This is a genomic window from Kribbella sp. NPDC003557, assembly GCF_040610805.1.
Taxonomy (GTDB): domain Bacteria; phylum Actinomycetota; class Actinomycetes; order Propionibacteriales; family Kribbellaceae; genus Kribbella.
Genome location: NZ_JBEXMY010000002.1, coordinates 224729 through 245489, shown reverse-complemented (window position 1 = coordinate 245489; position 20761 = coordinate 224729). Strand labels below are relative to the sequence as shown.

General features: G+C 70.0%; 17 protein-coding genes. 10 read left to right on the top strand and 7 right to left on the bottom strand.

Annotation, left to right across the window (positions count from 1 at the left end):
* Nucleotides 1–44: 44 nt before the first annotated feature.
* Complete coding sequence (locus ABZW60_RS07070) at nucleotides 45–2591, bottom strand: LuxR C-terminal-related transcriptional regulator (protein ID WP_355474830.1); 2547 nt, start codon at nucleotides 2589–2591, stop codon at nucleotides 45–47.
* A gap of 103 nt (nucleotides 2592–2694) precedes the next feature.
* On the opposite strand from ABZW60_RS07070, the gene ABZW60_RS07065 reads away from it, so the two are divergent.
* Genes ABZW60_RS07065 through ABZW60_RS07055 form a run of 3 tightly spaced genes read left to right on the top strand, consistent with a single transcriptional unit; the run spans nucleotide 2695 to nucleotide 7035 of the window.
* Nucleotides 2695–5577, top strand: a complete 2883-nt coding sequence (locus ABZW60_RS07065) for a S8 family serine peptidase (protein WP_355474829.1) — start codon at nucleotides 2695–2697, stop codon at nucleotides 5575–5577.
* Between the two features lie 43 nt (nucleotides 5578–5620).
* Complete coding sequence (locus ABZW60_RS07060; protein WP_355474828.1) at nucleotides 5621–6178, top strand: TetR/AcrR family transcriptional regulator; 558 nt, start codon at nucleotides 5621–5623, stop codon at nucleotides 6176–6178.
* Nucleotides 6175–7035: an LLM class F420-dependent oxidoreductase gene (locus tag ABZW60_RS07055; RefSeq protein ID WP_355474827.1), complete on the top strand. Its 861-nt coding sequence runs from the start codon at nucleotides 6175–6177 to the stop codon at nucleotides 7033–7035. The genes ABZW60_RS07060 and ABZW60_RS07055 overlap by 4 nt, the downstream gene beginning before the upstream one ends.
* Here the strand turns inward: ABZW60_RS07055 and ABZW60_RS07050 are convergent.
* Nucleotides 7015–7692 (bottom strand): helix-turn-helix domain-containing protein, encoded by a 678-nt coding sequence (locus tag ABZW60_RS07050; RefSeq protein ID WP_355474826.1) that lies wholly within the window; start codon nucleotides 7690–7692, stop codon nucleotides 7015–7017. The genes ABZW60_RS07055 and ABZW60_RS07050 overlap by 21 nt on opposite strands.
* Before the next feature lie 111 nt (nucleotides 7693–7803).
* On the opposite strand from ABZW60_RS07050, the gene ABZW60_RS07045 reads away from it, so the two are divergent.
* The 7 genes from ABZW60_RS07045 to ABZW60_RS07015 all read left to right on the top strand — a co-directional run bounded on the left by ABZW60_RS07045 (nucleotide 7804) and on the right by ABZW60_RS07015 (nucleotide 15530).
* Nucleotides 7804–8244: a cupin domain-containing protein gene (locus ABZW60_RS07045; RefSeq protein WP_355474825.1), complete on the top strand. Its 441-nt coding sequence runs from the start codon at nucleotides 7804–7806 to the stop codon at nucleotides 8242–8244.
* 106 nt (nucleotides 8245–8350) lie between these two features.
* On the top strand, nucleotides 8351–9931 hold the full coding sequence (aceB, locus tag ABZW60_RS07040) for a malate synthase A (protein ID WP_355474824.1): 1581 nt from the start codon (nucleotides 8351–8353) through the stop codon (nucleotides 9929–9931).
* Nucleotides 9932–10068: 137 nt separating this feature from the next.
* Nucleotides 10069–11856 (top strand): peptide ABC transporter substrate-binding protein, encoded by a 1788-nt coding sequence (locus ABZW60_RS07035; RefSeq protein WP_355474823.1) that lies wholly within the window; start codon nucleotides 10069–10071, stop codon nucleotides 11854–11856.
* A gap of 1 nt (nucleotide 11857) precedes the next feature.
* A complete protein-coding gene (locus ABZW60_RS07030; RefSeq protein WP_355474822.1) occupies nucleotides 11858–12835 on the top strand; it encodes an ABC transporter permease in 978 nt (325 codons plus the stop codon).
* Entirely contained in the window at nucleotides 12822–13760 is a 939-nt protein-coding gene (locus ABZW60_RS07025) for an ABC transporter permease (RefSeq protein WP_355474821.1), read from the top strand. The genes ABZW60_RS07030 and ABZW60_RS07025 overlap by 14 nt, the downstream gene beginning before the upstream one ends.
* Nucleotides 13757–14734, top strand: a complete 978-nt coding sequence (locus ABZW60_RS07020; RefSeq protein WP_355474820.1) for an ABC transporter ATP-binding protein — start codon at nucleotides 13757–13759, stop codon at nucleotides 14732–14734. The genes ABZW60_RS07025 and ABZW60_RS07020 overlap by 4 nt, the downstream gene beginning before the upstream one ends.
* Nucleotides 14727–15530, top strand: a complete 804-nt coding sequence (locus ABZW60_RS07015; RefSeq protein WP_355474819.1) for an ABC transporter ATP-binding protein — start codon at nucleotides 14727–14729, stop codon at nucleotides 15528–15530. Before ABZW60_RS07020 ends, ABZW60_RS07015 begins: the two co-directional genes overlap by 8 nt.
* Here the strand turns inward: ABZW60_RS07015 and ABZW60_RS07010 are convergent.
* From ABZW60_RS07010 to ABZW60_RS06990, 5 genes are all read right to left on the bottom strand, one after another.
* A complete protein-coding gene (locus tag ABZW60_RS07010) occupies nucleotides 15527–16057 on the bottom strand; it encodes a CYTH domain-containing protein (RefSeq protein WP_355474818.1) in 531 nt (176 codons plus the stop codon). The genes ABZW60_RS07015 and ABZW60_RS07010 overlap by 4 nt on opposite strands.
* Before the next feature lie 36 nt (nucleotides 16058–16093).
* Nucleotides 16094–17245 (bottom strand): DegT/DnrJ/EryC1/StrS family aminotransferase, encoded by a 1152-nt coding sequence (locus tag ABZW60_RS07005; RefSeq protein WP_355474817.1) that lies wholly within the window; start codon nucleotides 17243–17245, stop codon nucleotides 16094–16096.
* Nucleotides 17227–18969, bottom strand: a complete 1743-nt coding sequence (locus ABZW60_RS07000; protein ID WP_355474816.1) for a hypothetical protein — start codon at nucleotides 18967–18969, stop codon at nucleotides 17227–17229. Before ABZW60_RS07000 ends, ABZW60_RS07005 begins: the two co-directional genes overlap by 19 nt.
* Nucleotides 18970–19068: 99 nt before the next feature.
* Nucleotides 19069–20373 (bottom strand): hypothetical protein, encoded by a 1305-nt coding sequence (locus tag ABZW60_RS06995; protein ID WP_355474815.1) that lies wholly within the window; start codon nucleotides 20371–20373, stop codon nucleotides 19069–19071.
* A gap of 9 nt (nucleotides 20374–20382) precedes the next feature.
* Nucleotides 20383–20751: a cupin domain-containing protein gene (locus ABZW60_RS06990; protein WP_355474814.1), complete on the bottom strand. Its 369-nt coding sequence runs from the start codon at nucleotides 20749–20751 to the stop codon at nucleotides 20383–20385.
* Nucleotides 20752–20761 lie beyond the last annotated feature (10 nt).

Sequence of the window (20761 nt, the reverse complement as noted above, 5' to 3'; positions counted from 1 at the left end):
TGGTGGGCCGGCGTCACCAGATGTGGTGATTCACCTGGTGACGGCTAGAGCAGGCCGCGTTCGCGCGCCCGGCGTACGGCGCCCGAGCGGTTGGTCGCGCCGAGCTTGGTGAAGATGCGTTTCGTGTGCGTGCGCAGGGTGTTCAGGGACACGTAGAGCCGGCGCGCGATCTCCGGACCGGTCAGCTCGGTGTCGAGGAGGCGCAGGACGTCGAGCTCCCGCTCGGTCAGCGGTTCGACCGGAGCCTCTTCGGCCTGCGGAAGCGTGAGACCTTCGTCGAGGAACAGGCGTCTGTACTGGCTGGGCTCCGGCGCCGCGGCCAGTGTCCGGCGCAGTACATCGAGAGCCGCCGCCCGGTCGCCGCGGACCTGGTGGGCGAGTGCCCGCAGGACGCCGATCTCCAGCAGACTGCCCGCGCGCCGGCCGTCGGCATCCGCCTGCAGCCGATCGAGCAGCTCCTGGGCGTCCTCGCCGCGGCGGATCATCAGCCGCGCCCGCGTGAGCCGGCCGTACTCGTTCAGGTACGTCACCGCGTCGGAGACATCGCGGACCCACGCCTCGGCCGCCGCCAGGTCACCCGCCGCGAGGTGCACGCGGGCGCGCATCGCCGCGATCGGCCGCACCTCGGGATACGACCCGCGCCGGTACAGCTTCTCCGCCTCGTCCAGGGATTGCAGGGCGGCCGTGAAGTCGCCGCGCGCGACCTGCACCTGCGACATCGCGACGTACCAGCGGTGCCGGTTCTCGGTGATCGAGCCCTGCTCGGCGAGGATCCGCGCGGTCTCGAGGTGGGCCTCCGCGCTGTCGAGATCGTCCAGCTCCCGGTCGAGCTCGGCCAGGCCGACGTGCAGGTCGGCCGTGACCCGCGGATACGGCTCACCGTTGCGGGTCGCCGCGGCCAGCGAGTGCTCGAAGGTCTGCCGCGCGCGCGACGGCCGTCCGGCCGCCAGCCACAGATCGCCGATCACCACCGCACTGTCCTGCTCGTCGACCAGGTTGCCCGCCGAGTGCAGCTCGCGAACCGCCGTCGAGAACGTCGCCAGCGCCTCCTCCACGTCCCCCGCCGCCCACGCCGCCAGCGCCAGGAACCCGTCGGCGGCCCCGCGGACGAAGTGGTCCTCGGCGGCGGCCAGCTCCAGCGCGCGCCGCGCTGACTCGACGGTGGCCCGGACCTCGCCCCGCGCCTGTGCCAGCGCGGCCCGGTAGATCAGGATCGTCGCCGGAGCGGTCCGCAGATCCTCGGTGTCCGCCCAGGTCCCGGCGAGCTCCGGATCCCGCGCCCCGGCGGCCAGCGCCGCGTCCGCCGCGTCGAGCCAGCGCGCCATCCGGTCCAGCTCGCCGGCCATCATCGCCGACCATCCGGCCGCGATGCACAGCACCGGATTCCGCCGGACGACGGATTCCGGCAGCGACCCGACCCACGCGAGGAGCATGGCGTCCTGCCGCGCACGCCGTACCTCGGGCAGGGCTTCTTGGATCAGCCATGCGGCCCGCTCGTGGTCGTCAGCCGCCAGCGCGTGCCGTACCGCCTCAGGGGCCAGGTGCTGCGCGGCGAACCAGTCGCTCGCGGCACGATGCAGGCGTGGCAGCTCCTCCGGGTGCTCGGCGAGCAGGCGGGCGCGCAGTACGTCCCGGAACAGGTGGTGGTAGCGGTACCAGACCCGGTCCGGGTCGAGCGCGACCAGGAAGACGTTGCCGCGATCCAGCTCGTCCAGCACCTGGGCACTGCCGCTGCGACCGGTGACCGCGTCGCACAGAGGGCCGGTGAGCCGGTCGAGAACCGCCGTCCGCAGCAGGAAGTCGCGGACGGCGGCAGGCTGCCGTGCCAGCACCTCGTCGGCCAGGTAGTCGATGACGAACCGATGACTCCCGGTGAAAGCGTCGATGAACCCGGCGACATCGGGCACGCCGCGCAGCGAGAGCGCCGCCATCTGGAGCCCCGCGGCCCATCCCTCCGTGCGCCCTTCCAGCGCCCGGACGTCGTCACCGGCCAGCCGCAACCCCATGACGTCGTTGAGGAAGGCGCCCGCCTCCGCCTCGGCGAACCGCAGGTCGTCGACCCGGATCTCCATCAACTGCCCCCGCGCACGCAGCCGGGCCAACGGGAACGGCGGGTCCGCGCGCGTCGCCAGGACCAGGTGCAGCTGATCCGGAAGGTGATCGAGCAGGAACGCCACAGCCTCGTGCACGTCCAGCGCTTCGATGGCGTGATAGTCGTCCAGCACGAGCACGGTCTGCTCGTCCGCCCGGTCCGCGTAGTCGTTCACGAGCGCGGTCAGCGCGGCCATCGTCGGTACGTCGGCAGCGGGCGGCGTGACCCGGAGACCGGGCAGGGCCGCCCAGAGATGCGCCAGGAATCGCGGCAGAGCGTTGTCCCCGTCGTCGAGCGACAACCAGCCCACACGCTCGTGCCGCGCCGCCCACTCGCCCACGACTGTCGTCTTGCCGAATCCGGCCGGCGCGGAGACCAGCGCGAGCCGATGACCGGGCATCAGGACGCCGTCCAGACGCTCCAGCAGCCACGGCCGCGCCACCAGCCCGGACCGCCGAGCAGGCGGGAACAGCTTCGTGGCGAGCACCGTCGTCGACACCTCTGGATGATAGATCCGCCGCCCTGTAACGCCGAGGGCCACTCCAACGATTTAGGGCAAGGACCGAAAGTAGTCGGCCCGCTCAGGATCTTGGGGGTCCCCGTTGTCCCGTCGTACTCGTTTGCTGCGCCTGGCCGTGCCCGCGGCCGTCGTGGCCAGTGGTTTGGTGGCGCTGACCGGTTCGTCCGGCTCCGCAGCCGAGCCCCGCCATCCGTACCGCCCGCCGTTCGCCGCGAAGCACGCCGCCGCGAAGGCGGAGTTCGAGCCGAACGCCGTGCTGGTGAAATTCAAGCCGAAGGCCACGGCCGCGGCGCGTAAGGCCACGGTCTCCCGGGCCGGGGCGACGGCCGAGGACTCGGTGTCCTCGAAGGTTGTGAAGATCAAGGGCGACGCGTCGGCGCCCGAGCTGCTGAAGAAGCTGAAGGCCGACCCGAACGTCGAGCTCGCCGCGCTGAACTACAAGCGCTACGCGACCGCCGTACCGAACGACGAGTACTACGCCACGGACCAGGCGGCGTACCTGAACACGGTCCGGATGCCGCAGGCCTGGGACCTGTCGAAGACGACCGGCAGCCAGATCGTCGCCGTACTGGACACGGGCGTCGACGCGGGACACCCGGATCTGATCGGTCATCTGGTCCCCGGCTACAACGCCGTCTCCAGCACCCGGCCGAACCCGGTCGACGACAACGGCCACGGCACGATGACGCTCGGCATCATCGCCGCCGCCGCGAACAACGGCATCGGCGTCGCAGGCGCCGGCTGGAACGTGAAGGCGATGCCGGTCAAGGTCCTCGACGCCTACGGCGAGGGGTACGACTCGGACGTGGCCGAGGGCATCGACTGGGCCGTCGCCCACGGCGCCAAGGTGATCAACATGTCGCTGGGCGGCCCGGGGGACAGCGCAATCCTGCGCAACGCGGTGGCCAATGCGGCGAATCAGGGTGTGGTCGTGGTGGTCGCGGCCGGCAACGACGGTACCGACGTGGTGCAGTACCCGGCGGCGTACCCCGATGCGATCGCGGTCGCGGCGACCACGGCCGGCGGGGCACTGACCGACTTCAGCTCGTACGGCAACTGGGTCGACGTCGCGGCACCGGGCTGGGACATCCTGACTACCGGCTCACGCGCGCTGACCGATCCGGACTACCTGCCGTACTGGTACTGCACCGGCACCTCCTGCTCGGCGCCGATCGTCACCGGCATCGCGGCACTGGTGAGGAACAAGTGGCCTTCGTTCACTCCGGCACAGGTCTCCCAGCGAATCGAGGCGCTTGCCCGGGACGCGGGGCCGCGCGGTACCGACCCGTACTACGGCCACGGCATCGTCGACGCGTACGCCGCCCTCGGCGGGAAGCCGACGACCGACTTCGGCGTCAACGCCCCGGACGGCAACGACCAGCCGGCCCGCGCGGTCCCGCTGTCGCCGGGCACGATCAGCGCGACGATCAACACCGAGGGCGAGGTCGACTGGTACCGGGTGCCGGCGACCGCGTCGCGTGGCGTCCAGCTGATTCTCACCGGCCCCGAGTTCAACGGGGACAAGTACTCGGCGAACTTCGGCCCGCGGATCGACGTGTACGACGCGAACCTGAACGGGCTCGGCTCGGCCGTGAAGGCGTTCCCGGACATCGACCCGAGCACTGACCGCCCGATCTGGGGCGCGCAGGTCGCCAAGACCACGGTCCTCGCACCCGACGGCGACGTCTTCATTGCCGTTCGCAACGACAACGGCTCGCGGGACACCCGGCCCTACACCCTGAGCTACGGTGAGGGCGGAACCGTCAACCCTGGCGAGATCCCGCCGGCCTATCAGATGCTTGATGTCACGCCGGACGACAACCGCCTCGACGTCGGAGTGGCTACGACGCCGACGGTGACGTTCGGGCAGGACATGGACGCGTTCTCGATCGGCAGCAACACCCTGCGGCTGCTGAACGGCAAGACCGGCGCGGTGGTGCCGACCACCCTCGGCGCGTACGACCGGAGCACGCGACAGGTGGTCGTCACACCCACCGCGCCGCTGCTCGAGGGCACGCCGTACAGGATCGACGTGACCGGTGTCCGGCGTGCCGGCTCCGATGTGAACATGCTGCCGTGGAGCAGCGTCTTCAGCACGGCTGATCTGGCGCCGAAGTCGTTGACCACGTTCACCGGCAGCGGCGCGTATCTGGCCGTGAACCTGGCGTGGACGATTCCGTCGACTCCGGATCTCGACCAGGTGATCGTCCGGCGGAACGTCGGCAGCAAGGCGCCGACGCCGACGACCGGGACGCTGGTGTACGCGGGCACCGGGACCTCGGTGAAGAACACCGGGCTCGCGCAGGGCACGACCTACACCTACGCCGGCTGGGTCGTCGACCGAACTGGTCACTACAGCCCGATCGCGATCAAGCAGCTGCTCGGGATGAAGTCGGGCATCAGCGTGACGTCGACGCTGCTGAACTACGGCGGGGCGATCACGATCAAGGGCAGCACGTTGCGGATCGACAACCTGGCGTACGCCGGGTTGCCGGTGAACGTGTATGTGCGGCCGAAGAATTCGTCGAAGTTCACGTTGCTGGCGGCGTCGAAGACGTCGTCGACGGGGACGTTGTCGGTGGTGCACAAGCCGCTGGTGTCGTCGGTCTACATGCTGACGTTCCCGGGCAACGGGACCCTGATGGGCACCCGGACCGCCGACGTCACCGTCCAGGTCAGGCCGACGATCTCGGCCGCCTTGTCGCCGGCGTCGATCCGGCTGGGCGGCACGACGGCGTTCAGCGGCTACGTCGCCCCGGCCCACGCCGGGCAGACCGTCTACCTGCAGCAGTACGGCAGCAAGGTGTGGAAGTCGATCGCGTCGGTGAAGCTGAGCACCTCCGGCAAGTACGCCTTCGGCATCAAGCCCGCGGTGCGCGGCCAGATCGCCTACCGCGTCTACTTCCCGGGCGACGCCGACCACGCCCCGGCGTACACGGTCAACAAGATCCTCACCGTCAGCTGACTGGCCCGCCCACCTGACTGTACCTCTGGGTACAGTTAGGTGGGTGGAGACGGTCGAGCGGTTGATCCGCAGTACGCAGGAGTTGTTGTGGGAGCGGGGGTACGTCGGGACCTCGCCCAAGGCGATCCAGCGGGCCGCCGACGCCGGGCAGGGGAGTATGTATCACCACTTCACCGGCAAGGCGGACCTCGCGAAGGTGGCGATCGAGCGGTCGGGGGCGGAGTTGCGCGCGGCCGCCGAGGAGCAGCTGGGGTCCGACGGGACGGCGACCGAGCGGATCAGCGGGTACCTCGGGCGGGAGCGGGAGGTGCTGCGCGGCTGCCGGATCGGGCGGCTGGCGGCGGACCCCGACGTGGTTGCGGATCCGGCGTTGCGGGCACCGGTCGCGGAGACGTTCGAATGGTTGCGCGGCCGGCTCGCCGAGGTGGTTGCTGAAGGCAAGCGTGCGGGTGAGTACCCGGAGTCGCTGGACCCGGAGCGGACCGCCGCGACGATCGCCGCCGTACTGCAGGGCGGGTACGTGCTCGCCCGTGCCGCGGACTCGACCGAACCGTTCGAGCTCGCCGTCCAGGGACTGATCGACCTGTTGGGAGCGAGATGAAGATCGGTGCGGTGTTTCCGCAGCTCGAGATCGGCGCGGACCCGAAGGTGGTGCGCGAGTGGGCGACGACTGTGGAGGACGCGGGCTACAACCACGTCCTCGCGTACGACCATGTGCTCGGCGCCGATCCGGCGCACCGCCCCGGCTGGACCGGGTACACCGACAAGTCCTTGTTCCATGAGGTTTTCGTGCTCTTCGGCTACCTGGCCGGAATCACGACCGAGCTCGAGCTGGTCACCGGCGTCCTGGTTCTGCCGCAGCGCCAGACCGCGCTCGTCGCGAAGCAGGCCGCCGAGGTCGACGTCCTGAGCGGGGGCCGTCTCCGCCTCGGCGTCGGCATCGGCTGGAACCACGTCGAGTACCAGGCGCTGGGCGTGCCGTTCAAGCAGCGTGGCGCTGTGCTGGAGGAGCAGGTCGACGTACTGCGCAGGCTGTGGGCGGAGCCGGTGATCTCGTACGACGGCAAGTACCACGAGATCGAGGAGGCCGGCCTGAATCCGCTGCCCGGCCGGGAGATCCCGATCTGGTTCGGCGGCAGCGCGGACGCCGTCCTGCGTCGTACCGGGCGGATCGGCGACGGCTGGATGCCGCAGTCGGCGCCGGACGCGACGGCGCGGGACCAGATCGCCCACATCCGCCGGGCAGCCGAAGAGGCCGGCCGCGACCCCGGGACGATCGGCATCGAGGCGCGTCTCACGCTGGGCGCGGTACCCGAGCAGGACTGGCGCGCTTTCGCCGACGGCTGGCGGGAGCTCGGCGCGACCCATCTCGGCGTCAACACGATGAAGCTGGGGCTGTCCCGCCCGGAGGAGCACGCCCAGGTCCTGCGCGACGTACTACCGCGCCTGCGCGACTGACGGCACGTACGCGGCGAACGGGCTGCTGCGGAACCAGCCCGGGAACTGCTTGCACAGCCGCGGCGCCCCGATGAGTTCGACGCGGCCGGTACGGATCGCGCGCTGGTACGCCAGCTGTTTCAGGTGCAGGTCGACGAGTGTGCGCGCGTCCGTGCGGCAGACGAGGTCCTCGGCGTACCCGCTCGACCTGCTGCACAGCTCGGGTTGCGGTCGGCGGAGCAGCATCCAGTGCTGTTCCGCCGGGCGATCACGCAGCTCGAACCTGACCACCGTCGTACCGTCGGGGATCTTGTCGACGTCCACCAGCTTCATCGTTGCCCAGAGCACGTACGCCGGCTCCAGGTGCCCGGGCTCGATCTCCAGCCAGCGCGCGCCCCACTGCCCCATGGCATCCAGGACCGGCCGCAGCGCCTGACCCATCTCGGTCAGGCCGTACGTCACGGATCGGCCGTCGACGGTACGACGCAGCACGCCGTGGCGCTCGAGTGTGTCGAGGCGCTGGGTGAGCAGCGCGGTGGAGATGCCGGGTGCACCCTGGCGGATCTCGTTGAACGTGCGGCAGCCGTTCAGCAGGTTGCGGACGATGATCGGCGTCCAGCGCTCGGCCAGCAGCTCGGAGCTCCTGGCGATCGGGCAGAACTGGCCGTACTCGCGCACGACATCAGCGTCGCCCCGGCCGCGGTGGAAGGCAACTTCAGAATCTGATGTTGCCGCGCACCCGCCGCCGGACGACCGTGGAAGCAGACGACCAAGAAGGTGGTGGGGACGATGACAGGTCACGCACATGTGGTGACATCGGGCGAGGGGCGGACCGTCGACCTCGGCGTCGCACGGATGCGGGTGCTGGCCGACGACGCCGTCACCAGTGCCTTCTCACTGACGGAGTTCGCCGGCGAGACCGCCGGACCGTGGACCGTCCCGCACCTGCACCACGGCTTCGAGGAGTCGTTCTTCGTGCTGGACGGCGAATTCACCTTCACCGTCGCCGGCAAGCCGATCACGGCCACGCCCGGCACGTACGTCCTGGTCCCGAAGGACACCGCCCACACGATCACCGCCGGCCCCGGCGGCGGCCGGTTCCTGACCCTGATGGTCCCCGGCGGCCTGGAGAAGATGTTCGTCGAACTCGGCGAACTCCCACCCAACGCCATCACCGACCCCACAACCCGCCGCCAGGTCTCGTCCCGCTACGACTCCGTCCCCGTCTAGACGCGGCGGTTGGCGGTCTCGGGGGGTGAGGTGGAGGTGAAGGAACAGGACGGCTGGATTACGGTCGGGGTAGACCGGATCACCGATCACGAAGTCGTAGTACTTGATGAAGGAGTCCCCAGTGGCAGTCGAGGTCACCGGCCCGATGGGCGAGCGGTACGACGAGATCCTCACCGAGCGCGCGCTCGGACTGATCGAGACGCTGCACCGTGCGTACGACGGGCGACGGCGGGAGCTGCTCGAGCGCCGTAAGGAGCGGGTCGCGGAGATCGCGGCCGGGGCCTCGCTGGGATTCCTGGCGGACACGAAGGACGTCCGGGACGACCCGGAGTGGCGGGTCGCGCCCGCCGCTCCGGGGCTGGTCGACCGGCGGGTGGAGATCACCGGGCCGACCGACCGGAAGATGACCATCAACGCGCTGAACTCGGGCGCCAAGGTGTGGCTGGCCGACCAGGAGGACGCCAACACGCCGACCTGGGAAAACGTTGTCGGCGGCCAGCTGAACCTGCTGGACGCGATCACCCGGCGGATCGACTTCAGCACGGACACGAAGAGCTACGCGCTGAAGCCGGACGAGGAGCTGGCGACGATCGTCGTCCGGCCGCGCGGCTGGCACCTGCCGGAGAAGCACATCCTCGTCGACGGCGAGCGGACGTCCGGCTCGCTGGTCGACTTCGCGCTCTACCTGAGCGCGTGCGCACAGCTGCAGCTCGATCGCGGCCAGGGGCCGTACTTCTACCTGCCGAAGATGGAGTCGCATCTCGAGGCGCGGCTGTGGAACGACGTGTTCGTGACCGCGCAGGAGGCGCTCGGCATCCCGCGCGGGACGATCCGCGCAACCGTGCTGATCGAAACGTACCCGGCCGCGTTCGAGATGGAGGAGATCCTGTACGAGCTGCGTGAGCACTCGGCCGGGCTGAACGCGGGCCGCTGGGACTACATGTTCAGCGTGATCAAGACGCACCGGACCCGCGGCACGGACTTCCAGCTGCCGGACCGCAACGGCGTGACGATGACGGTGCCGTTCATGCGTGCCTACACCGAGCTGCTGGTGCGGACCTGCCACAAGCGCGGCGCGCACGCGATCGGTGGGATGGCGGCGTTCATCCCGAGCAAGGACCCGGCGGTGAACGAGCAGGCGTTCGCGAAGGTCGAGGCGGACAAGACCCGCGAGGCCGGCGACGGCTTCGACGGCTCGTGGGTCGCGCACCCCGGGATGGTCGACACCTGCCGCACGGTGTTCGACGGCGTGCTCGGCGACCGGCCCAACCAGCTCGACAAGCTCCGCGAGGACGTCGCGGTCACCGCGGACCAGCTGCTCGACGTCGCGGCCACGCCGGGTGAGATCACCGAGGCCGGTCTGCGCAGCAACGTCAGCGTCGCCGTCCAGTACCTGGCCGCCTGGCTCGAGGGCACCGGTGCCGTCGGCATCTTCAACCTGATGGAGGACGCCGCGACCGCGGAGATCTCGCGCTCGCAGATCTGGCAGTGGCGCCGCAACCGGGTCACCCTCGACACCGGCGAGACCGTCAGCACCGAGCTCGTCGAGCGGATCGCCGACGAGGAGATCGGCAAGCTCGGCAACGCGGAGCGTTACGACGCCGCGCGGGCGCTGTTCCTCGAGGTCGCCCTCGCCGACGAGTACGTCGACTTCCTGACCCTCCCGGCGTACGAACGCTTCAGCTGAACCAGGGTCACGCCTGGCTGGATAACTGTTCTCGACCTTAATTACGGTTATGGCCGTAAAGCGTTGACATCGACGCTTCGACGGCCATACGGTCGCGCCCATAAGTCGAGTTCAGGACGCCAGAAAGGCGGCTCCCCATGGCGAAGCGCGCGAGCTCGGTCCCCCCTGCCGGCCAGACCCGGCGTGACTTCCTGCGACTGTCCGGCCTGACCGTGGCCGCGCTCGGCGGCAGCTGGTCGCTGACCGGCTGCGGCCTGTTCGGCGACGACAGCAAAGCGGCCGACGGCCAGTCGACACTGAAGATCGACTACGTGCCGGTCGAGGTGCTGGACCCGCAGGTGATCACCAACGGCATGTGGATCCTCAGCCGGGGGATCTCCGAGGGGCTGGTCACCCAGAGCGAGAAGGGCGACGGCGTCGTGCCGGGCGTCGCTTCCGAGTGGAAGGTCTCCGACGACCATCTGACCTACACGTTCACGTTGCGCGACAACGCCCAGTGGTCGGACGGCAAGCCGGTCGTCGCGCAGGACTTCGAGCGGACGTACAAGCGGCTGTTCACGCCGGCCGGCGGCTCCGCGGGCGGTACGACGCTCGGCGCCAACAGCTACCAGACCGCCACCGGCATCAAGGGCGCCCAGGACTTCCTGTCCGGCGTGCTGACCGACTGGGCGCAGGTGGGTGTGAAGGCGAGCGGGGACCACGAACTCGTGCTCACGCTGGCCAACCCGAACCCGGACTTCCTGCTCGCGCTGACCCATCCGGCGATGCTGCCGCTGCCGATGGACCTGGTCGAGAGCAAGCCGAAGGACTGGCAGAACCCGCCGAACTACGTGTCCAACGGGCCGTACACGGTGACCGAGTGGGTGGCGAACTCGCGGCTGATCCTGACGCCGAACGCGAAGTACTGGGACCGCGACAAGGTCAAGCTGGGCCGGATCCAGGTCAACCTGGTCGAGCCGAGCGCCGCCGCGACCGCCACCGTGCCGTACGAGAACGGCGAGACCGACCTGGTCCAGCTCGCCGGTCCGGACGTCCTGCGGTTCCAGAAGAGCGAGGCGTTGTCCAAGGAGCTCAAACAGACCGAGAACTACAGCATCCTCTACCTGGCGAAGCTGCGCAGCCAGCACAAGGCGATGGAGGACGTCCGGGTCCGCAAGGCGCTGTCGCTGGCGCTCGACCGCAAGACGCTGGCCGGTGTGCAGCCGGGGCAGCAGCCCGGTGTGTCGCTGGTGACGAGCCGGACCGCGGGCTGGGACGACAGCATCGCGATCAAGGAGGACGTCGCCGAGGCGAAGCGGCTGCTCGCCGAGGCCGGTTACCCGAACGGTCAGGGCCTGCCGCCGGTGCGCATCCTCGTCGGCGTACCGGACACCACGCTGGCCGACGCGATGGTGGACAGCTGGACCAAGCAGCTCGGTATCAAGGCGAGCGTCGACCACGTCGAGGCGGGCGTCTACACCGAGCGCCGCTGGCAGGTGCAGAAGGGCAACTACATCGGCTTCTACTACGGCACCTTCGCCGGCCTGCCGACCTGGCCGACGATGGTCGGCTCGCTCTGGTCGCCGAAGAACGTGCAGGAGATCAGCCTGCCGAGCGACCAGTGGTCGGCGTACCAGGCGGTGCAGGACAACAAGAACCTGAAGCCGGCGGAGAAGACCGGTCAGCTCAACGCGATCCTGTCGGCGCACGCCTCGAAGCCCGCGCAGGAGATCGCCGCGCTGGTCGATCAGGCCGCGAAGGAGCCGGACGACGCGAAGCGGCTGGGGCTGTACAAGCAGGCCGCGAAGCTGCGCGAGGAGCAGTACCTCTATCTGCCCGTGCTCTGGCTCAGCCTCTTCCACGCGGTCAAGCCGAAGGTGCAGGGCCTGCAGCTGCGGGCCTATCCGGACTACTTCTACCTCAAGCCGCTGAGCGTGGAGAGCTGACGTGGGGCTCGCCGTCTACATCGGCAAGCGGGCGGTCCGGCTGGTCCTGTCCATGGTCGCGGTCTCGGTTCTGACGTTCACCCTGCTGCAGTTGGCGCCCGGCAACTTCGCCGACCTGCAGCGGGTGAACAGCGGCGCCACCAACTTCGGTGGCGTCGGCACCGAGTCGATGGTCGGCGAGCTCGAGTCCCGCTACGGCGCCGACGTACCGGTCTGGAAGCAGTACCTGATCTTCATGAAGGGCGCCGTCGTCTGGGACTTCGGCCCGTCGTACAAGTACGCCAGCCGGAACGTGCAGGACATCATCTCCGAGGCGTTCCCGGTGTCGGCCACGCTCGCCGTTCTCGCGGTGCTGCTCGCGTTGCTGATCGCCGTGCCGGTCGGGGTGTTCGCGGCGCTGCGGCAGAACACGAAGACGGATCACGCGACGATGTTCGCGGTCACGCTCGGGCACGCGTTGCCCAGCTACCTGACCGCGGCGTTCATGATCCTGCTGTTCTCCGCGACGCTGAAGCTGTTGCCGTCCGGCGGCTGGAACGGGCCGGAGGACCTGATCCTGCCGGTGCTCGCGCTCAGCCTCGGCCCGGCGGCGGTGCTGGCGCGGTACGTCCGGTCCAGCATGCTGGAGACGCTGCGCGAGGAGTACGTGACCGCGGCGCTCGCCAAAGGTGGCCCGCGGCGTACGGTCATCGTCCGGCACGCGCTGCGCAACTCGCTGATCCCGCTGGTCACCGTCGCCGGCCCGCTGCTGGCGGCGCTGATGACCGGCACCGTGTTCGTCGAGGCGCTGCTGCGGATCCCCGGCCTGGGGTTGTACTTCGCGAACGCCGCCGCCAGCCGGGACATGCCGCTGCTGATGGGTACTGCGTTGTTCTTCGCGCTGATCCTGATGGTGACCAACCTGGTCGTGGACCTGGTCTACGGACTCCTCGATCCTCGAATCCGCACCGTGGGAGGTGGATCCGATGACGGCCACTGAGGGCGTCGAGGCGGCCGGCGAAGCGGCTGTCGTCGGGACGGCGAGCGAGCCGGAGCCGCTCGAGCGCGGGACGACTGCGCGCGGGCCGTGGTCGCGGGCGTGGTCCCGGTTCCGTCGGCACCGGCTGGCGTTCGGGAGCCTGGTCTTCTGCGCGCTGCTGATCGTCACCGCGATCGCCGCGCCGCTGATCGCGCCGTACGGCTATGAGGAGACCGACATCCAGCACAAGCTGGCCGGTCCGGGCTCCGCGGGGCATCTGCTCGGCACCGACCTGCTCGGGCGGGACATCCTCAGCCGGCTGATCTACGGTCTGCAGACCGCGCTCACCGTGGCGTTCGGCGCCGAGCTGACCGCGCTCGCGCTGGCGCTCGCGATCGGTCTGCTCGCGGGCTACCTCGGCGGCCGGGTCGAACAGTTGCTGATGGCATTCACCGACGTGATGTACGCGTTCCCGAGCTACCTGTTCGCGGTGGTGATGGTGACGGTGCTCGGCCGCAGCATCTTCGCGCTGGTGGTCGCGATCGGGATCGCGTCCTGGGTCACCCAGGCCCGCCTGGTCCGCGCGCAGGTGATGACACTGAAGGAACGCGAGTACGTCGAGGCGGCCCGGTCGATGGGCGCCAAGGGCAGCACGATCGCGATCCGGTACATCCTGCCGAACGCGATCGGCCCGATCCTGGTCACCACGAGCTTCGCCATCCCGGCCGCGATCGCCGCCGAGGCGGGGCTCGCGCTGCTGGGACTCGGCGTGCAGCCGCCGACGCCGTCGTGGGGCGCGATGATCAGCGAGGGCAGCCGGTACCTGCTGGCCGCGCCGCACATGCTGGTCGCCCCGGCAGTGTTGTTCGGGCTGACGCTGCTGGCGTTCACGTGGATCGGTGACGGCGTCCGCGACGCCTTCGACCCGAGTGGGGAGCAGCGATGAGCTCCGAGGCTTTGCTGTCGGTGCGTGGGTTGCGGACGACGTTCCGGCGTGACGGCGCGGAGCCGTTGACCGCGGTCGACGGGGTGTCGTTCGACGTCCGCCGTGGACAGGCGCTGGCGATCGTCGGCGAGAGCGGCAGCGGCAAGAGCGTCACGATGCGCAGCGTGATGGGCATCCTGCCGCGGACCGCGCGGATCACCGGCGGCCAGGCGATGTTCGGCGGCCGGGACCTGCTGGCGATCGGCGACAAGGAGTTGCGCAAGGTCCGCGGGCGCGACATCGCGATGGTGTTCCAGAGCGCGATGGAGGCGATGAACCCGACGCTGACGCTCGAACGCCAGCTGACCGAGCACCTGCTGTGGCACGGCCTGTGTACGAAGGCCGAGGCTCGCAAGCGCGCGATCCGGGCGCTCGGCGACGTCGGCATCCCGGACCCGGAGAAGCGGATCCGGACGTACCCGTTCCAGCTGTCCGGCGGCATGCGCCAACGGGCGATGATCGCGATGGCGATGGTGACCGAGCCGGCGCTGCTGATCGCCGACGAGCCGACCACCGCGGTCGACGTCACCGTCCAGCGGCAGATCCTCGACCTGCTGGCGGAGCTGAAGAACCGCGGCACCGGCGTCATCATGATCACCCACGACCTCGGCGTCGCGCGCTACTTCTGCGACGACGCGGTGGTGATGTACGCCGGGCGGGTGGTCGAGCGGGCCCCGATGGACCGGCTGCTCGACGACCCGCGCCACCCGTACAGCGTCGGTCTGCTCGGGTCCGGTGTCGAGGTCGGCGGCCGCGACCTGCCGCTGCGGCCGATCCCCGGCAGCCCGCCCGACCTGTCCCGGCGGCCGGAGGGTTGCCCGTTCCATCCGCGGTGTGCGCAGGCCGAGCTGCCGCGCTGCACCACCGAGCAAGAGATCCTGACCATCGGTCCCGGCCGGGACGCCGCGTGCTGGAAGGTGGCTGTCGATGCCTGACGAACTGGTCCGCCCTGACGAACTGGTCTGCGCCGCATCGGTGACGAAGGTCTTCCGCACTCGCGCCGGTGAGGTTCGTGCGGTCGACGACGTGTCGCTGACCGTGCACCGTGGCGAGACGCTGGGCCTGGTGGGCGAAAGTGGCAGCGGCAAGTCCACGATGGCGCGGCTGATGATGGGCCTGCAGACGCCGACGTCCGGCCAGGTCACGTTCGACGGGCGCGACCTCGGCACCCTGCCGGCCCGTGAGTTGCGGTTGCTGCGGCCGCGGATGCAGATGGTCTTCCAGAACCCGTACGGCTCGCTGCTCCCGCACTTCAGCGCGATCGGCAACGTCATGGAGCCGCTACGTCTGCACGAGCGCGGCGACAAGGAATCCCGCCGTACCAAGGCCCTCGAGTTGCTGGACCTGGTCGGTATCAACACCCGTCACGCGGAGCTGTACCCGCGGCAGTTCTCCGGCGGCCAGCAACAACGCATCGCGATCGCCCGGGCGCTGGCCCTCGAGCCGGACCTGCTGGTCTGCGACGAGCCGACCTCGTCCTTGGACGTCTCCATCCAGGCCCAGATCCTCGAACTCTTCACCGACCTCCGTGACCGCTTGGGCCTGTCCTTCCTGTTCATCTCCCACAACCTCGCGGTCGTCGAACGCCTGGCCGACCGCGTAGCCGTCATGAACAAGGGCAAACTGGTCGAGGAAAGCTCAACGGAGTCCTTGTTCCGCGAGCCCCAGGACCCGTACACCCGACAACTCCTCTCCGCGGTCCTGCCCATCCGCCAGGACCAAGCGGGTTAGAAGCGCAGGTCGGGGATCGTGGTCAGGTCGATGCCGTAGCGGGCGTACACCTTGGTGGTGTTCTCCCCGGTCAGCTGCTCCTCGGGGATGCCCAGCGCGCCGGCGACCTCGATGACGTGTTCGCGGGAGCGTCCCTCGATCTCGAGGTACGGCGGGATCAGCGGCCACGCGTCGATCTCCAGCTCCGCGCCCTGCAGCTCGAAGCTGGTGCGCCGGTTCTCCTGGTACGACTTCGGGCGAAAGCCGATCCGTCCCAGCAACTCGCTGGTGGTCTCGAAGTCGCCGACCACGACCTCGGTCTCGGTGGTCCCGTCGATCCCGTCGTGCGCGATCTCCTTGACCGTCAACGTGACCGCCGTTCCCGTGTCCCGCAGCCGAATCCACCGCGACTCGTCACCAGGCAGAACGTCGTACACGTAGCGCCTCATCAGACGCTCCGCCACGCGACGCCCGCCGGCAGCAAGGATTCTGTCAGCCAGCTGATCCGGCGCGATGTCGAGCACCTTGGCCTCGAACTCGATCGGCATCCCGCCACTCTTCCACAGGCAGCGCGGGCCGAGCGGTCAGGTAGCTGTTGCCGCGGTGGTGATTGTGGTGGCGAGGGCTTCGGTTTCGGTGGCTGTGCCGAGGAGGTAGGGCTGGGGGAGCCAGATGGTGTCGGTGGAGAGTTCGTCGGCGTTGGGGCAGCGGAGTTCGGGGTAGGGCTGATTCAGGCGGGTGGTGATGGCTTTGGCCTCGCGGAGTACGGCGGCGTTGCGGTGCAAGGGGACGTAGCCGGAGGAGGCCCTGTCGTAACCCGCTGCGGCCAGGGACTTGAGTACGGCGTCGCGCCGGCCAGGGGCGCGCAGCATGAAGAGGTGGCGGCCGTGGGCGGTGACGGCGGGGTCGTCGGGCGGCAGCTGGATGCCGTCGACCTTGGACAGCAGGTCCGTGAGGAGGCGGGCGTTGCGTTCGCGCTGCTCCTGCAGGGCAGGGTGACGGCGGAGCTGCACGCGGAGGATCGCTGCCTGGAACTCGGTCAGCCGCAGGTTGTACCCGACGCTCTCGTGCTGGTACCACCCACCGCCGGGAACCCGCCCGACGTTCACCAGCGAGTACACCGCACCGGCCAGCTCCGGAGAGTCGGTGAGGACGACGCCGCCCTCGCCGGCGGTGATGTTCTTGCTGCTCTGGAAGCTGAACGTGCCGAGGTCGCCGATCGCGCCGACCGCCCGGCCTTTGTACGCCGCGCCGTGCGCCTGCGCGGCGTCCTCGACGATGGTCAGCCCGTGCCGGGCGCCGAGCGCGGTGAACGCGTCCAGGTCCGCGGGACGCCCGGCGAGGTGGACGACGACGATCGCCTTGGTCCGCTCGGTGACCGCGGCCTCGGTGGCGACCGGGTCGAGCAGGTGGGTGTCCGGGTCGACGTCGGCGAACACCGGCACCGCACCGACGAACAGCGCCGCCGAGGCGGTCGCGATGAAGGTGTACGGCGGCACGATCACCTCGTCGCCGATACCGACACCGGCCGCCCGGAGCGCCACGGCGATGGCGAGCGTCCCGTTGGCCAGGCACACCGCGTGCCCTGCCTGCTGGTACTCGGCGAACTCGCGCTCGAAGGTCGCGACGACATCGCCGCTCGTGCTGCCCCACTTGCCGGAGTTCAGCACCTCCAGCAGCGCCGCGGCTTCCTCGTCACCGTACTGCGGCCAGGCCGTCATAGTGTGATCACCCATCTGTTGTCTCCAGCAACGATGTCGGCGGTCAGCTCGACGAAGGGCCGGCCGAACCGGACCACCGTCCGCGCGGATCCGCTGCCCTCCTTGACGATCGGCCCGGTGCCGGCGTTCGGTACGGCGAGCAGCACCGCGGCGCCCGGCACCGCCTCGACGGCCTCGGCCAGCACCGCCAGCCCGTCCGGATGTGGCTCGACCGACAGGACGACGCCGCGCCGGCTGCGCTCCCAGCTGTTGATCCGGGACGCTGTCCACCAGGGCATCCCGCGCCGCCGTGCCTCCGCCGCGAGCTCGATGCACGCCGCGCGTGTCGGCGGACGCAGATGCAGATGCGGCCCGTGGAACAGGAAGTGCGCGACGCCGTTGACCGCCTGGGCGCCGTCCAGGATCACGTCCCGGACGGCGACATGCCCGGCCCACGCGAGATCCTGCGTGTGCAGCGGCAGGTTGAGGACGTCGTACAGCCGATTGCCCTCGGCAACGGGTGCGAGGGGGAACGAGACGTGCGACGCGCCGAACGTGAAGCCCACGTCGCCCTGCTTGCTCGGCCCGCGCGACTCGTCGATCTGGATGCCGAGCCGCTCGCACCACGTGTAGAAGTCGGTCCACCCTTCCCAGCGGGTGTAGTGGTTCTTGTTCGAGACGATCTGCTCTGTGCCCGTGACGGCCTGGGCCCACGCGTACTGCGCCCGGGCGAACGGCCAGCCCCACACCGCGAGGTCCGCGTCGCCCATCGCGTTGTAGTGCAGGGCGTTCTCGTGCCCGGCCGCGGTGATCGCCGAGTACAGCTCGGGGGAGTATCCGCCGGGAAACACGTGGCACCAGGTGACCTCGACGCCGGCCTCCGCGAACGCGTCGAGCGCCGCCTGGCCGTGCTCCTCGACGTTCTGGTCCGAGTCGTGCGACATGTGCGCGACCGCGTCGACACCCGACGGCCAGTACCACAGCCACGGTACGGTGGCGCCGGTCTGTGCGGCGCTCCACCACAGGCTCTGCGCGAACAGCGAGCACCACCAGTCGGCCTGCGGCTGGTCGAACATCGGTACGGCGCTCGGCGGCGGGTAGACGTGCTGGTACGCCGGATCCAGCGCCGGCTCGCCCGGCGGCATCGCCCGGTCCCGCTCGAAGCTGAGCACCATCCCGTCCTCGCACTTGAGGACGCCGTCGTCGATCGGCGCCGTACCGTCGGCGGCCGGCTCGCCGTCGGCGGTGACGGCGTACCCCTGCTGGATCCGGACGATCGTCTGCCACAGGTCGACGCCGTACGTCAGCACGACGCCCGCGCCGAGCCTGCGGAGCGTGGCCGCCGGCGCGTCGTCGGACTGCCAGCGTGCGAGCACCTCGACCCCGGAGCCGGTCAGCCGATTCCCGCCGACGGCGTGCAGCGCGACCGGTGGACGGGACGGCCAGACCGGGCTGTCCGTGAGTACGACGTGGTCCTCGGGCACCGCACCATCCGCGAAGACACCCGCTAGCGCTGCTAGTGGTCCCGGATCGCCGACCAGGATGAGCGCGCCGCCGTCGTGCACCCACGGCTCGAGGTGGCCGGCCGGACCCCCGTCGGGCGTGGTCGGGTAGATCAGGACGGAGGCGTCGCCGGGCGGCGCGGCGGCCGCGACGGAGCGGTAGGGCAGCCGGAGATGCCCGAGGACCTCGGCCAGGTAGGCCCACCAGGCGTCCTGACCCGCCTGATGGGCCCGCTCGGTTGCCGCCTGACTGTCCACCACCGCGACTGCAGGAAGGGGTTCTGGCACGCGACCAACCCTGCCGTAGCCGGATTACTTCGGCAAGGCCTGAATATGTCTTATGGACGTCCGTAATAACTAGCGCGGGATCTTCTCGACCAGCAGCTGGTACGGGCGCGGCGGGCGGCCGAGCTTGCTCGAGCGGGGTGGCGGCATCGGCCAGGCGAGTCCCTCGTCGACCAGCGTGCTCAGTGTCCGGCGCGCTGTTCGCAGGGTGACACCGAGCAGTTCGGCCACCTTCTCCGCGTCGACGACCCGCTCGGTGTCGTTCGCGTTCTCCAGCTGCTCGGCCAGCGTGGCCAGGATCTGCAGCGCCCGGGAGTCCGCGGGGACCGAGCGCTCGGCCGTCCGGGTCCGCTCGCCGGGGATCCGGAGCACGAAGCCGTGCGGCCCGACCACGAACGCGGTGTCGCCGCCGGCCGCCTTGTCGACGGCGGACTGCGCGTTCACCTCCGCCTCCCGGGTCGACGTACCGAGGCCGATGCCGACCTCCAGCCGGATCCCGAGCTCCTCGGAGATCCGGTCCAGGAACGGCGCCATCGACAGGTTGTCGGTGGCCAGCCGCAACGACCCCATCGTCGTGACGATCAGGAAGCTGTGCTCGTCGCGCGGCACCACGGCCGCGTCCATCGGGCGGGCGTCGCGCAGCAGTTCGCGGTGCAGCGACAGCCGGAGCTCCTGGTACCAGTACGCGCTGGCGCTGGCATGTGCCGGCAGGGACGCGGCCGGCACCCGGACGATCATCGTGACGATCCGGGACTCCTCGAGCTTCGCGCCGCCGCCCATCAGGACGGCCGTGGTCAGCGCCTGCCGGATCGTCATCGACGACGGCGTCATCCGCAGCGTCGGCACGCCGGCCTTCCGCAGCGCGACGTCGACGGTCGGCACCGTCGTCACCGCCCCGGTCGTGCGGCCGCGCTCGTACAGCGTCCGGTGGAAGTCGAGGAACGTCTCGGCCGACTCCGGCCCGGTGTACTCCTTCAGCCGGACGCCCGACGCGCTCAGGCCGATCTCCTCGTAGACGTGCGACAGATCCCGGCGGGACATGGTGTCGACACTGATCCGGGCCGGGTCGAAGACCTTCTCCAGGACGCCGCGGAGCAGGATCGAGAACAGCGCCGGCCCACCGCTCGGCACGTACGTCGCCGGCACCGGCAGGCCGCCCGCGACCGCCACGTCGTACGGCAGCGGTCCGGCGAACAGGAACGCGTCCACGCGGGACGCGATCCGGGCCGCCTGCTCGTGCGCGTCGTGCTCGTCGGTGTAGACGGCGGTGACGAGCCGCAGGGCGGGATTGTCGAGCTCGCGCGCCAGGTTCATGATCCGGTGCACGATCTGCTCGGCGCCGACGACGCCGACCGTCACCTGTTCGTGGGTCGCCACCTGGTCAGGTTAACGGGGCGGGTCGACGTTGACGGTCGGGATCCCGCCGCCCGCCCGCGCGATGATCGCCAGCGACGGCTCGCCGGTCGGGTTGCTCTCGCGGTGGATCGTGAACGCGGGCACGTGGACGAAGTCGCCGGCGACCGCGTCGAGGTACTCGTCGGAGCCCTCGAACTCGAGCCGCAGCACCCCGGACACGATGTAGAGACTGCTCTCGTTCTTGTCGTGGTGGTGCCATCCGGAGATCGCACCGGGCTGGGTGGTGACCTGGCCGGCCCACAGGATCGGGAGCTCGAAGGCTCGCATCCGGAGCATGCCGGACGTCGGGTCGGCGGCGACCAGGTCACCAGCCTTGATCACACGGACTGGGTCGCTCATACCTCCAGTG

Excerpts from the sequence above, each read along its gene's own strand:
- ABZW60_RS07055 (WP_355474827.1), top strand. The coding sequence starts at position 6,175 with ATGAAGATCGGTGCGGTGTTTCCGCAGCTCGAGATCGGCGCGGACCCG.
- ABZW60_RS07045 (WP_355474825.1), top strand. The coding sequence starts at position 7,804 with ATGACAGGTCACGCACATGTGGTGACATCGGGCGAGGGGCGGACCGTC.
- aceB (WP_355474824.1), top strand. The coding sequence starts at position 8,351 with ATGAAGGAGTCCCCAGTGGCAGTCGAGGTCACCGGCCCGATGGGCGAG.
- ABZW60_RS07035 (WP_355474823.1), top strand. The coding sequence starts at position 10,069 with ATGGCGAAGCGCGCGAGCTCGGTCCCCCCTGCCGGCCAGACCCGGCGT.
- ABZW60_RS07025 (WP_355474821.1), top strand. The coding sequence starts at position 12,822 with ATGACGGCCACTGAGGGCGTCGAGGCGGCCGGCGAAGCGGCTGTCGTC.
- ABZW60_RS07020 (WP_355474820.1), top strand. The coding sequence starts at position 13,757 with ATGAGCTCCGAGGCTTTGCTGTCGGTGCGTGGGTTGCGGACGACGTTC.
- ABZW60_RS07015 (WP_355474819.1), top strand. The coding sequence starts at position 14,727 with ATGCCTGACGAACTGGTCCGCCCTGACGAACTGGTCTGCGCCGCATCG.
- ABZW60_RS07010 (WP_355474818.1), bottom strand. The coding sequence starts at position 16,057 with ATGCCGATCGAGTTCGAGGCCAAGGTGCTCGACATCGCGCCGGATCAG.
- ABZW60_RS07005 (WP_355474817.1), bottom strand. The coding sequence starts at position 17,245 with ATGGGTGATCACACTATGACGGCCTGGCCGCAGTACGGTGACGAGGAA.
- ABZW60_RS06990 (WP_355474814.1), bottom strand. The coding sequence starts at position 20,751 with ATGAGCGACCCAGTCCGTGTGATCAAGGCTGGTGACCTGGTCGCCGCC.